Source organism: Spiroplasma poulsonii, assembly GCF_009866525.1.
Taxonomy (GTDB): domain Bacteria; phylum Bacillota_I; class Bacilli_A; order Mycoplasmatales; family Mycoplasmataceae; genus Spiroplasma; species Spiroplasma poulsonii.
In genome coordinates, this window is record NZ_CM020866.1 from 1,733,998 (window position 1) to 1,747,751 (window position 13,754).

At 26.3% G+C, this 13,754-nt stretch carries 13 protein-coding genes and 1 pseudogene; 6 read left to right on the forward strand and 8 right to left on the reverse strand.

The window, feature by feature from the left end; translation table 4 throughout:
* Positions 1-208: 208 nt before the first annotated feature.
* The 3 genes from MSROBK_RS09860 to MSROBK_RS09870 all read right to left on the reverse strand — a co-directional run bounded on the left by MSROBK_RS09860 (position 209) and on the right by MSROBK_RS09870 (position 5,999).
* A complete protein-coding gene (locus tag MSROBK_RS09860) occupies positions 209-3,220 on the reverse strand; it encodes a 2-oxo acid dehydrogenase subunit E2 (RefSeq protein WP_227991258.1) in 3,012 nt (1,003 codons plus the stop codon).
* A gap of 168 nt (positions 3,221-3,388) precedes the next feature.
* Complete coding sequence (locus tag MSROBK_RS09865) at positions 3,389-5,065, reverse strand: MATE family efflux transporter (protein ID WP_040094375.1); 1,677 nt, start codon at positions 5,063-5,065, stop codon at positions 3,389-3,391.
* Between the two features lie 67 nt (positions 5,066-5,132).
* Complete coding sequence (locus tag MSROBK_RS09870) at positions 5,133-5,999, reverse strand: TMEM164 family acyltransferase (protein ID WP_040094377.1); 867 nt, start codon at positions 5,997-5,999, stop codon at positions 5,133-5,135.
* Positions 6,000-6,093: 94 nt separating this feature from the next.
* On the opposite strand from MSROBK_RS09870, the gene MSROBK_RS14290 reads away from it, so the two are divergent.
* A complete protein-coding gene (locus MSROBK_RS14290) occupies positions 6,094-6,546 on the forward strand; it encodes an IS5 family transposase (RefSeq protein ID WP_040092446.1) in 453 nt (150 codons plus the stop codon).
* Entirely contained in the window at positions 6,531-6,929 is a 399-nt protein-coding gene (locus MSROBK_RS14295) for a transposase family protein (protein WP_242441474.1), read from the forward strand. The genes MSROBK_RS14290 and MSROBK_RS14295 overlap by 16 nt, the downstream gene beginning before the upstream one ends.
* 547 nt (positions 6,930-7,476) lie before the next feature.
* Here the strand turns inward: MSROBK_RS14295 and MSROBK_RS14300 are convergent.
* Positions 7,477-7,875, reverse strand: coding sequence for a transposase family protein (locus MSROBK_RS14300; RefSeq protein WP_242441474.1), 399 nt, complete (start codon positions 7,873-7,875; stop codon positions 7,477-7,479).
* Positions 7,860-8,312 (reverse strand): IS5 family transposase, encoded by a 453-nt coding sequence (locus MSROBK_RS14305; protein ID WP_040092647.1) that lies wholly within the window; start codon positions 8,310-8,312, stop codon positions 7,860-7,862. The genes MSROBK_RS14300 and MSROBK_RS14305 overlap by 16 nt, the downstream gene beginning before the upstream one ends.
* 71 nt (positions 8,313-8,383) lie before the next feature.
* On the opposite strand from MSROBK_RS14305, the gene MSROBK_RS09885 reads away from it, so the two are divergent.
* Positions 8,384-8,665: a hypothetical protein gene (locus MSROBK_RS09885; protein ID WP_040092648.1), complete on the forward strand. Its 282-nt coding sequence runs from the start codon at positions 8,384-8,386 to the stop codon at positions 8,663-8,665.
* Between the two features lie 491 nt (positions 8,666-9,156).
* Positions 9,157-9,555, forward strand: coding sequence for a hypothetical protein (locus tag MSROBK_RS09890; protein WP_133165041.1), 399 nt, complete (start codon positions 9,157-9,159; stop codon positions 9,553-9,555).
* Positions 9,556-10,043: 488 nt separating this feature from the next.
* Here the strand turns inward: MSROBK_RS09890 and MSROBK_RS09895 are convergent.
* The 3 genes and pseudogenes from MSROBK_RS09895 to MSROBK_RS09905 form a co-directional block, all read right to left on the reverse strand.
* Positions 10,044-10,879: pseudogene (locus MSROBK_RS09895) on the reverse strand (IS5 family transposase).
* A 26-nt stretch (positions 10,880-10,905) separates the two neighbouring features.
* On the reverse strand, positions 10,906-11,202 hold the full coding sequence (locus tag MSROBK_RS09900; RefSeq protein ID WP_040092652.1) for a ParA family protein: 297 nt from the start codon (positions 11,200-11,202) through the stop codon (positions 10,906-10,908).
* Positions 11,189-11,431, reverse strand: coding sequence for a hypothetical protein (locus tag MSROBK_RS09905; RefSeq protein ID WP_040092653.1), 243 nt, complete (start codon positions 11,429-11,431; stop codon positions 11,189-11,191). The genes MSROBK_RS09900 and MSROBK_RS09905 overlap by 14 nt, the downstream gene beginning before the upstream one ends.
* 376 nt (positions 11,432-11,807) lie before the next feature.
* Here MSROBK_RS09905 and MSROBK_RS09910 point away from each other — a divergent pair, with 376 nt between their 5' ends.
* Together MSROBK_RS09910 and MSROBK_RS09915 are read left to right on the forward strand one after the other, a co-directional pair.
* Positions 11,808-12,833, forward strand: a complete 1,026-nt coding sequence (locus MSROBK_RS09910; protein ID WP_040092654.1) for a hypothetical protein — start codon at positions 11,808-11,810, stop codon at positions 12,831-12,833.
* 361 nt (positions 12,834-13,194) lie between these two features.
* Positions 13,195-13,557 (forward strand): helix-turn-helix domain-containing protein, encoded by a 363-nt coding sequence (locus MSROBK_RS09915; protein ID WP_159373265.1) that lies wholly within the window; start codon positions 13,195-13,197, stop codon positions 13,555-13,557.
* Positions 13,558-13,754: the final 197 nt, after the last annotated feature.

Consider the following 13,754-nt stretch of genomic DNA (forward strand, 5'->3'; position numbering starts at 1 on the left):
TATAATAATATTTTAATAAAAAGGGTATCGCAAGAAGTCTATTGTATCTATACTAATTTATCGTAGTGACTTAATTTTTACTATAATCATCGATTGTAACAACAGTGTCTTAATCGAATTAGATAATTTAATTATTAAAGGAATAATATATAGTTATAAAATTTTAAAAAATTAAAAAATCTTATTAATAAATATTAATAAGATTTTTTTATGATAAAGTAATTAATTCTGGCGCTTCTAAAATTTCTTTTAAACGTGTTAAGAAAATTCCAGCCTCAGCTGCATCAATAATTCGTTGATCAACTGTTAAAGCAATATTCATCATTGAACGAATTACTAATTTATCACCTTTAATAACAACCGGCTTACGAACAATACGGCCAATCCCAATTACCGCTGAGTTTGGATAAAAAATTGTTGGTGTTGCATTAACAGCTCCGACCGTTCCATAGTTGGCAATCGTAATCGTACTTCCTTGTAATTCATAATCGTATAATTCACCTTGGCGTAAACGTTCAATTGTTTCTTGAATATTAATTGCAATTTGTTTTAAACTCATGCGTTCCGTAAATTTAATTACAGGAATAACTAAACCTTCACTAGTTTCTGTTGCTAACCCAATATGTTGTGAATTTTTAATAACGATTTGATTTGTTTTTGAATCATAATATGAATTTAATTTTGGATACTCACTTAATGCTAATGAAACAGCTTTAACAAGAAAACTCATTGTTGAAAAACGAACACCATACTCAGTATTAGCATTTTTCAATTTACGTTGTTGATCAATAATTGAAGACATATCAATTTCAGCATTAATTGTTAATGGTGGTACATGCGTTTGTGACATGATCATTGACTGAATCGCCGGATATCTTGTTGCTTTAATTTCTTCTCTTGTTTCTAATCCTTGTGGTTCAATCTTACTATTTGTATTGACAATGTTTAAACTATTGTTTAATGGTTGAACTAAATTTCCATAAGTATTAGGAATTGCATTTGTTTCGCTATCAAACTTTTTAACTTGTAAATTATTACCACCCGAAGTATTTTCAATTCCTTGGTTAAGAGTTTGTTTGTTGTTCAAATTAAATTCTTTCAACATTTCTTTTAACATTGGATCGGGGGCATTCATTGTTTTCAACATTTGTTGCATTAACATATACTGCATCATTTTATCTAAGTTGTTAACATTATTGTTTTGATTCATATTATTATTTGTTTCTCGTAAACTTTGAATTTCACGTAACAATTCATTTTGACGATTACTTTGTTCTTGATTTAATAATTTTTCTTTTAAAACAGCTAGTTCAACAAGCATAGTATTATCACTTGCTGATTGTTGCGTTGACGGACATTGATAGTTATTTGTAATTGGTGTGACACTCCCTGTTCCTTGTTTTATTTCTTGGTTTACCGGTCCATATCCTGGTTGGTTTTTATTTTGATTAGCAAAACCTTGTTGATGTTTTGTTGTTGATTGCTCATGATGCTGATTTTCATTTCCATAATATTCATTATCCAACATTTCGTATTGTGATTCAATTTCTTCAAAAGAAGGACGACGATAATTATTAATTTCTCCTAATACTGAATCAACTTCAACATTTCCTTTTGCAATTTGTTCCATTCTTTTTTTAATTAATTCACGTTGGTTTCTTGTTTTTAAAATTTTTTCACGTTGTTCCCCATCATTTAATTTTTCATATAAACGATCACGATAAGATTTTAACGGTGAAAAATAACTCGGTTTTTTAGGCGCTGATTTTTCTGTATCCTTAGGATCAACGGTATAACCGTCAGCTGAAATATAAACTTCATCTGACAAGTCGTCATCCTTAGCACGATAATCTGGTTGGTCATAACCATAAGTGCTGCCTCCACTTTGACCACTTAACATTTCTGGACTAGCATTTCTTTTAATTAGATCATTCATCCTTCCTTGTACAATATTACGTAAAATTTTTGGACGACCATCATCATCTAGGAAATCCATTGAACTTTTTGAATTATCACTTTCTAATGATAATTCATGAAAATCATTTTTATTATGTAACTGCTGACGACGTTTATTAACAAGATTACGAAAACTACTATTTTCTGCTTGATTGCCAAAAAGAGCGGCTGCATTAGCTGGGGCTTCATCTTGATGTTTTGTTTCATTAACTAAATACTTAGCATATTCTTTTGCTTGATTTTCTTCTTCTATTTTTTTTTGCCCAATTGGAACAGCATTAGCAATAATATTTTGTCCAGTTGATTGTGTCTTAACATTAAGACTGCTAACTGCTGAATCAAAGTTATTTTCTTTCATAACATCATTTATATTAGGCATATTAATCATCATATTATTTTCTTCACTTCTTACATTTTGATTACTTGGTTGTTTAATTGTATCAATTGAAGGAATTTTTGCACGGTTATTAATAATATGATCATCATCAATATCAAAATCTTTAAAAGAAAGACGGCGAGTTTTTTTAGGACCAAATGTTAATTCTGTTTCGTCTCATCTTTTAATTTCAGTTGGTTTACTTTCTGAAATGGTTTGTTGTTCCATTGTTGGTGTTGGTTGAACCATTGTGTTATTAATAAAATTAGAATTATTAATAGGTTGCCCCATATTATTAAAGTCCATTGTTGTTGGCAATGGTTGATTTAAATTATTTTGTTCAAAACCTTGTCCAAAACTTTCATTTGAAAGTGGCGCTTCATTAATTAATTCTACTTTATAATCAATATTCATTTCATTATAATTGGATTGTGTTGCCTCACTATTATTTTGCATTTGTTGTTGATCTAATAATGGTGGTGTAAAAGTCGGATTCAAAGTGTCGGATTTAACAAGATTAATACCAGAATAATCATCTTCTTCAACATCTTTTCATTTTGTTCCAAATTCACCATTTTTGGTTGTTGTAAACACAACACCTTTTTTATCTAAATGACTGAATTTATTATTTTCAAGATGTTTAAAATAATATTTTTCAATTTCAGTTTCTGTTGTTAATAAATGAGCAATAACAGCGTTTTTTTTAATTTTGCTGCCAGCTTTAATTGGTTTAACAATAATTCCATCCATTGAGGCTTTAATGATGGCTTCGCCATTGTTACTTTCAATCAAGGCGATATCATCCCCCGCTTTGACAGCAACATCTTGATATAGGAATTCTTTTAAAATTCCTTTTTTTTCTAAAAATGATACTTTAATTTTTTCCATTGTCTCAATTTACCCCATTCAAAAAAACTTAATTTGTTTTATTAAATTTTGTCTAGCCACTTTTATACCCCTTTTTTATTACAAAATAATTATATCATATATTCGCTATTTTTACCTGTTAAAATTTAAAATAATATTATACACAAAAAATAAAAAAATGCAAAATTTTTAAATTTCTTTTGCATTTTCTTTTAATTCTTTTACTTTATTGTCAAATTCAGTAATATGTTTTGTTGCTGTTAAATTTTTAACTCATTTTTTACGACTTAAAATTACGATCGCTCAAATTGCTTTTAGACTATCTGCTGTTTGCATAATTAAAACAATATAAATAATATCTAAATTTGATGTAAAAATTAAAATTGCTAATAATGGAACAGGAACTAATCATGTAAATAAAGCATCTAAAATAAACGCATTCATAACTGCCCCACCGGTTCTAATAATCGCATAACTTGTCGCAGCAATCATTAAACAAGGATATCAAAGACCATAAGCAAAGAGCATCCAGCGAGCAATTCTAAATGTTTCTGGCGTATTATTTCTAAATAATAATTCTGGTAAAAATCAACCACCAGCGACTAAAACTAATCCGGTAATAATTCCAACAAAGAAAGCTAAAATCACTAAATGTTTACCATTGTATTCTGCTTCTTCTAAATTATTAGCGCCCAAGCGACTACCAACTAACACTGAGGTTCCTGCTGAGAACCTATGGTACAATGGGGTATACAAGGCGGCAATTATTGTTGAAAAAATAGCATTTGCTGTCAGAGCATCTAGACTATAATATGCTCGTAGCTTAACCTGTAAAACCATTCCAACTGATCAAAAGATTTCATTTAACACAATTGGCCATGCCTTTTGAAACGCACGACGGGTAACATAGCCATCAAAACGATACCAATTACGAGGAATAAATTCATACCGTTTATATCAAAACAAAATAATAATAAAGATAAGTTGCATAACCCGCGAAGCAGAGGTCGCAATTGCTGCTCCCTGCACCCCAATTCCTTTAAAATCGCCAAGAAAATGTGGTTCAATTAAAAATGGATTCATAAAACAATTTGTGCTTAAAGCAATAACTGAAATTCAAACCGCCGAACCAGCACACCCTGTTTCACGAAGTATTGTAATAAAGGCAATATTAATTGCTAATAATGGATATGATAAAGCAATAATTTTAAAATACTCTGCTCCTTCTTCCGTTGAAATTGATGCTGCTTGATATTCAAAGTATTTAAATCATTGAATTGCTAAGTCTTTATCACCTGGTTGTAATTGTTGAAAAACATCTGGTCGTGGTGCATACTTAGGTGTTGTTGTAAAACTAATTAATTGGTAACCACAAAGTTGCGATAAAATTAACACAATAAAGCAAATAATTAAACAAACATAAATTTTTAATAAGGTAACTTCTTGCAATTCTTTGTATTTTTGTGCACCAAAATATTGTGCATTAAAAACACCAAACCCATAACAGATTCCACTTAAAATCGCAAACATAATAAAATAAAGTTGATTTGAAGCGGCAACTCCATTCATTGCTAATTGACCTGCCGTATAATGAAAACCAACATAGTTTCCTAAACCCCACTGTTCTCAAACTTCTTTTACATTATAAACATTATCTGCTCCAAAAATAGTTTTAATCTCATCAGCCAAATGTTGAAAACCATGCACATTGCTCTTAATTGCACTAGCAAAAAAATTATCAACTAAATCCGTTGACTCCATAATAATTTCTTGCAATGTTGCTAATAAAATTAAAACTAAAGCTGTTGCATATCATTTTTTTGAAGAAAAAAATTTTGGTCGTTTCTTGCTTTGAATTTGTGTCATTGTTTCCCTCTTCCCATTCAGCTTAAATTACACTGTAAATATTATAATATAAAAAAATAAAAAAACATTATTTTTTTATTTTTTTTGAACAATATTTTTGGTATAATTTATACCCCAATAAATTATGGTATGTTCATTCATCTTTTGAAAACCCTAATTTATTTTTCTTTGTTCGAACTAATTGTGCTGTATGATTATTAAAGTTAATTTGATACCACTGACCACAAGCATTCAACATTAAATGGCCAGTAACTGTTCCCAATGCTCCCAAGACAAATAAAGGCACGATTTGGGATGGATAACCACCCAGTCAATCACGAACATTAGTCCCGCCAAAACTTCAACCACCTTTACCCATATATTGAAAATTCTCATTTAGAATTGCTGAAAATAATAACGCCAACAAAGCGTATATTAAAAACATTATTAAACTTCCCAAAATTTGTTTTTTATCATAACTTGGGGTTCCATAAAGGTGCATCCATCAACAAACAGCAATGATTAAAGCGTGATTGCCATAATGAGCTCAATAATAATAATTCCCAAAAGTATAAGCATCTGGTGGAAAAACTAAGACCAAGATTGGCAACCACACTCCCCATAGCGCATAATACGAATATAAGTTTCTAGTTACTTTGCTATGCTGTGGACACAATAATAAAATTCCATAAATTAAATTTAATCATTTACATAACTCTAACGGTACAGCATCGGTTCAATTATCAGCGCGAATCGTTGAACCACTAGAAATTGTTTCATAAACACCTGGACTAATTAACCTAACTTTAACTCAAGCCTTATAAATTGGCAGGTGCAAACGATCAACAGCCCCAGTATCAAAAAAATGAGCATATCATTGCCTCTCATATTGCACAATATTATTTTGTCCATATTGCAAACCATTAATTAAAATGTTATTATCACCATTAAACATTAAAGTTGGAATAACTTGATAATAATAGACTTCTTGCGATACCCTTTTTTATTAAAATATTATTATAAAATATAATTTATGAGGACATAAAAATATGAACAATAATAAATTTAATACTCTTAATGATAGAGAATGGTTAAGATTAACAGGAATAAAAAAATCCACTTTTAATAAAATGTTAGATATTTTAAAAGTTGCTGAAATAGAAAAATTTAAAAAAGGTGGTAAAACTAATAAATTATCATTAGAAAATAGATTATTGATGACTTTATTATATTGACGAGAATATCAGACTTATTTTCATCTTGGTAAAAGTTTTGATATTAGTGAGGCTAATTGTTATCGTAATATTAAGTGAATTGAAGATATTTTAATTAAAAACTCTGATTTTCAACAACTTGCTGGTAAAAAAGCACTAATAAATGATTATTTTAATGATAAAACTATTATTATTGATGCTACCGAAACTCCAATCCAACGCCCAAAAAAAGACAAAAACAATCTTATTCTGGTAAAAAGAAAAAACACACGATCAAAACACAAGTAATTATCGAACAAGAAACCAAAAAAATTATTGCAACAAGTTTTTCGCTCGGAAAAAAACATGATTATGCTTTATTTAAAGAATCAAAAATCCCAATTTTAAAAAATACCAAATTAATAGTTGATAGTGGTTATCAAGGAATACAAAAAAATCACAATAATGTTCTAATACCTACAAAGAAAACAAAGAAAAACCCTTTAAACAAAGAACAAAAGCAATATAATAGACTAGTTTCAAAAATGAGAATTATTATTGAAAATATTTTTGCTATTCTTAAAAAATTTAAAATTATTACAGAAAAATATCGTAATCGAAGAAAAAGATTTGGTTTAAGATTTAATTTAATTGCCTCAATTTATAATTTACAATTATTATATTTAACATAAAATATTTATTTAAAATTAAATAATTTAAATAATAAATTAATTTTTCGTTGTGGAAAAATATTAAATTTTTAAATAAAAAACATAATTAATTAAAATTATATTTTTCTATTAGTATCTTTTTTACAAATATTTGCAATTTTTTAACAAGTAATGCAAGAAGTCTATTGCATTAATGTAAGTTAAAATCTTATTAATTAAAATCATTTTTAAATATTTTGTTCACAGTTGTCTAAAAAAATATAATGTTACAATAACTGAAACAATTCCTAAAAAGCCAAAAATAACAGCACTATCTGGTGTTTTAACTTTGACCTTATCAACGGCATACACTACAATTAAGATGAGTTCAAACACAATCGAAATAGCACATATTATTGAATCAGTAGACTTATTGCATTACTTGTTAAAAAATTGCAAATATTTGTAAAAAAGATACTAATAGAAAAATATAATTTTAATTAATTATGTTTTTTATTTAAAAATTTAATATTTTTCCACAACGAAAAATTAATTTATTATTTAAATTATTTAATTTTAAATAAATATTTTATGTTAAATATAATAATTGTAAATTATAAATTGAGGCAATTAAATTAAATCTTAAACCAAATCTTTTTCTTCGATTACGATATTTTTCTGTAATAATTTTAAATTTTTTAAGAATAGCAAAAATATTTTCAATAATAATTCTCATTTTTGAAACTAGTCTATTATATTGCTTTTGTTCTTTGTTTAAAGGGTTTTTCTTTGTTTTCTTTGTAGGTATTAGAACATTATTGTGATTTTTTTGTATTCCTTGATAACCACTATCAACTATTAATTTGGTATTTTTTAAAATTGGGATTTTTGATTCTTTAAATAAAGCATAATCATGTTTTTTTCCGAGCGAAAAACTTGTTGCAATAATTTTTTTGGTTTCTTGTTCGATAATTACTTGTGTTTTGATCGTGTGTTTTTTCTTTTTACCAGAATAAGATTGTTTTTGTCTTTTTTTGGGCGTTGGATTGGAGTTTCGGTAGCATCAATAATAATAGTTTTATCATTAAAATAATCATTTATTAGTGCTTTTTTACCAGCAAGTTGTTGAAAATCAGAGTTTTTAATTAAAATATCTTCAATTCACTTAATATTACGATAACAATTAGCCTCACTAATATCAAAACTTTTACCAAGATGAAAATAAGTCTGATATTCTCGTCAATATAATAAAGTCATCAATAATCTATTTTCTAATGATAATTTATTAGTTTTACCACCTTTTTTAAATTTTTCTATTTCAGCAACTTTTAAAATATCTAACATTTTATTAAAAGTGAATTTTTTTATTCCTGTTAATCTTAACCATTCTCTATCATTAAGAGTATTAAATTTATTATTGTTCATATTTTTATGTCCTCATAAATTATATTTTATAATAATATTTTAATAAAAAAGGGTATCGCAAGAAGTCTACTGTGGCTGCTCGTCGCTACGAAAAAGAACAAGCAACAAACCCTTTTTTAAGTGGGTTAACATACCAACAAGCACGCGAACAAATTTGTGCTGAAAGCGACAAATTAAAAGCAGAATACCATTCTTTCGTAAAAAACAAGTATTCTGCTAAAACCACAGCAAGAGAAAATAATTCTCTTGTAGATAAGTCTAACACACACTATGAAAAAAACAAGGGTGACCCGCCAGAATTATCCGAAGAAGAACTCGAACAATTACTTATCGACTTAGCCGAGTTAGGTTAACTCCATATCAACAAAGCATAAGAGCTTGTATAAAACCACCGAGTAGCAAGACAACAAATAAACAAACCCAAGATATGGTCTTCCTCATATCCTTTTTACTGTTTAAAAAAACAGCATTTTTTTGCTCTTTTTTATTCCAATAAAAGTCCAAAATCAATACCATTACTATACCAAAACAAAAATTTATTAAATTTTATCTATTTTCTAAACAAATTTAGTAGTAATTTTTGAATAAAATCACTAAATATATTAATTTAATATATAATTAATATATATAATTTATATAAAAAACATTGTAATATTAAAGTTAAATATGATGCAGAACGACAAGAATTTTGGCACGCCAAGCACCCGAAACCCCGCACTCCCAACGTTGTTGATAGTGCGGGGTTTCGGCTTAATGTTTGTGTTCCGCAGTGGTGGGTTTTTATTGGTTATGTTAATTGCAATTAACATAACCAATAAAAACCCACCTAGTTCCTTTTTTCTTTTTGCCCGTGCCCTTAAAAGAAAAAAGTGAACCCAAAAAAGAAAAAACCCTGCCCTGTCAAGATATGTTGATCAAATGACTTTGTAGTCAAACTGATATTGAGAACTATCAAACGGAGCGGGAGTTAAAAATGAAAAACGGCAATTTAAATACTTACCCCGACCTTATCATCACCAAAAATGATGATAGTGAAATTTATGTTGAATTTGAACGCACCCGCAAGCCCCCAGAGCGTTTTAGAACTAAACTAATTAACTTATGCGAGTGACTTGTTGTGGGCGGTAAAATTCACTGAATTACTCCTATTCAAACATTAGCTATTTGAATTGAAAACCAAATTAACAATATTGGTGCTTATCCATCACAGCATACCTACGAAATTTGAAACAACAAAGAATAATGAAAAAGAAATTATAAATGAATACCTATTAAAATAAGTTTGTTTGCTTTTTTTATAAAATATGTTAATATTAATTTGGAACAATAAAAAATTGAGAGTTAACCACTCTCCTATTGTGTTAAATTATCCTATTTGGATAATTTTTTAATTATGTAAATAATTTGCAATAGTAGCGTGATTATTTTGAGAACATTACAAATAATTTGTAATAATTCCATTAAACCACCGCCTAACTATTTTTTTGGAACCATTAGGGAGTGGTTAAAACTCTCAACTTAATTATAACATCGTTAAGTTAAAAACTTTTTTAAGATTTTTATAAAATAGACTTCTTGCATTACTTGTTAAAAAATTGCAAATATTTGTAAAAAAGATACTAATAGAAAAATATAATTTTAATTAATTATGTTTTTTATTTAAAAATTTAATATTTTTCCACAACGAAAAATTAATTTATTATTTAAATTATTTAATTTTAAATAAATATTTTATGTTAAATATAATAATTGTAAATTATAAATTGAGGCAATTAAATTAAATCTTAAACCAAATCTTTTTCTTCGATTACGATATTTTTCTGTAATAATTTTAAATTTTTTAAGAATAGCAAAAATATTTTCAATAATAATTCTCATTTTTGAAACTAGTCTATTATATTGCTTTTGTTCTTTTTTTAAAGGGTTTTTCTTTGTTTTCTTTGTAGGTATTAGAACATTATTGTGATTTTTTTGTATTCCTTGATAACCACTATCAACTATTAATTTGGTATTTTTTAAAATTGGGATTTTTGATTCTTTAAATAAAGCATAATCATGTTTTTTTCCGAGCGAAAAACTTGTTGCAATAATTTTTTTGGTTTCTTGTTCGATAATTACTTGTGTTTTGATCGTGTGTTTTTTCTTTTTACCAGAATAAGATTGTTTTTGTCTTTTTTTGGGCGTTGGATTGGAGTTTCGGTAGAATCAATAATAATAGTTTTATCATTAAAATAATCATTTATTAGTGCTTTTTTACCAGCAAGTTGTTGAAAATCAGAGTTTTTAATTAAAATATCTTCAATTCACTTAATATTACGATAACAATTAGCCTCACTAATATCAAAACTTTTACCAAGATGAAAATAAGTCTGATATTCTCGTCAATATAATAAAGTCATCAATAATCTATTTTCTAATGATAATTTATTAGTTTTACCACCTTTTTTAAATTTTTCTATTTCAGCAACTTTTAAAATATCTAACATTTTATTAAAAGTGGATTTTTTTATTCCTGTTAATCTTAACCATTCTCTATCATTAAGAGTATTAAATTTATTATTGTTCATATTTTTATGTCCTCATAAATTATATTTTATAATAATATTTTAATAAAAAAGGGTATCGCAAGAAGTCTAATGATGTCAATGTTTTTATATTTTGTTGATTGAATAATGTTATTAATTCCAACATTAAACCCACCAAACAATTTTAATAAAGTAATATCTTTTATAATTTTATTTGTATAAAATTGAACAGATAAGGTTGCTTGGGGGTCAAGATCAATCAACAAAACCTTTGCCCCATCAAGTGCTAATTTATAAGCAACATTTTTGCATAATGTTGTTTTGCCAACCCCACCTTTTTTATTACAAAAACTAATCATCTTCATTGTTGTTGTTTTCCTTTCCATAGCGCTCTTCTAAAATAATTGTCATTAAAGTTGTATAACTCCACCTTTTTTCTTCTGCTTCTTTTCTAAATTTATTTACTAAATATTTAGAACAAAAAGTATTGGGTATCATATCTTTGCTTGTTCTTTTTTTAAATTCTTTTGTATTAGAAAAACTTGATAGTTCTTTTATTCCATTTTTTTCAAGAAATGTATTTAATTTTGCCATAATATTTCTCTTTTTTTCATATATATTTTATCATTATTTTAAAAATAAAATATTTTTTATTTGTTTTATTTTTAAAATGTAAATAAGTCAAAAAATGAAATATATAAATATTTTATAATGTTATTATCATTTCCCTGCGAAAATAAAACTCAATGCGCCACAAACGACGATAACAAAACAAGCAATGAAAAACCCTTATTTTATAAGGGTTTTAAGTAGGGAAATATGTTAAATTATTCGGTTTAAATTGCTCTAAATTTTTAATAAGAACACTGAATAAAGTTTTGTGTTACTATATATTTTAGTATCAAAAAAAAATCAATTATTAACTTAACAAAATATCAAAATAATACAAATTTCAGAAAGGAAACATAAAATGAAAAAATTACTAAGTATCTTAACCATAACAACATTGACGGCGAACGTTCCTGCTCCGTTGCTTGCCAACACACCTTTAACTCGTAATAAACGCGATGTTGGCGCAACTAAAACAGATGTTAATACACGTGTAATAAAAACTGATGGAGCTAATAAACCAACAGCACATCAAATAAAAAATATATTAAAAGAATTAAATCTACAATTAGACATCACAAAAATTAACGTTACAAACATTACTAATAACAGTGCAACAATTACTTCTACTGAATTTAGTGGTAGCAGAACATTAAATTTTAAAGTTGATAAATCTATTGATTTAAAAAAAATAATTATTAACATTGATTTAGGTTCAATTATAACTGATGGAATTAACTTGCCGACTATTGAACAAATCAAAGACAAATTAAAAGAATTAAATCTACAATTAGACATCACAAAAATTAACGTTACAAAAATTGCTAATAACAATGCAGCAATTACTTCAAATGATGAAAATATTTATACCAAAAATGTAATTGTTAATTATACTATTTCAATAAAATCATTTATTAGAAATACTGATTTAGGTTCAATTATAACTGATGGAATTAACTTGCCGACTATTGAACAAATCAAAGACAAATTAAAAAAATTAAATAATAAATTAAAAGATGTTAAATTTCATTTTTTTATTAAAAATATAGATATTACTGATATAAAACCTACAAGTGCAAAATTAAATTATCTATATCCACATATTTATTCAGATACAGTAGATATTAATTTTACATCTAATATTAATTTAGACAAAATTATTACAAATAATAATTTAGGTGAATTTATAACTAATAATTTGTTTAAACCAGCAGAACAACAAATCAAAGACAAATTAAAAGAATTAAATCCACAATTAGACATCACAAAAACTAACGTTACACACATTACTAATAACAGTGCAACAATTACTTCAAATGATGAAAATATTTATACCAAAAATGTAATTGTTAATTATACTGTTTCAATAAGTTCAATTAATTGATAAATATTATTTAAAAAATATGGAAAAATATGAAAAAAATAAAAAGAAATGAAAAAAAATAATTTATGCAATTAATATAAAATTATTTTTATTAGACATATGCTTAATAATTTTTATCATTTTAATATTAGACTTCTTGCGATACCCCTTTTTATTAAAATATTATTATAAAATATAATTTATGAGGACATAAAAATATGAACAATAATAAATTTAATACTCTTAATAATAGAGAATGGTTAAGATTAACAGGAATAAAAAAATCCACTTTTAATAAAATGTTAGATATTTTAAAGTTGCTGAAATAGAAAAATTTAAAAAAGGTGGTAAAACTAATAAATTATCATTAGAAAATAGATTATTGATGACTTTATTATATTGACGAGAATATCAGACTTATTTTCATCTTGGTAAAAGTTTTGATATTAGTGAGGCTAATTGTTATCGTAATATTAAGTGAATTGAAGATATTTTAATTAAAAACTCTGATTTTCAACAACTTGCTGGTAAAAAAGCACTAATAAATGATTATTTTAATGATAAAACTATTATTATTGATGCTACCGAAACTCCAATCCAACGCCCAAAAAAAGACAAAAACAATCTTATTCTGGTAAAAAGAAAAAAACACACGATCAAAACACAAGTAATTATCGAACAAGAAACCAAAAAAATTATTGCAACAAGTTTTTCGCTCGGAAAAAAAACATGATTATGCTTTATTTAAAGAATCAAAAATCCCAATTTTTAAAAATACCAAATTAATAGTTGATAGTGGTTATCAAGGAATACAAAAAAATCACAATAATGTTCTAATACCTACAAAGAAAAACAAAGAAAAATCCTTTAAACAAAGAACAAAAGCAATATAATAGACTAGTTTCAAAAATGAGAATTATTATTGAAAATATTTTTGCTATTCTT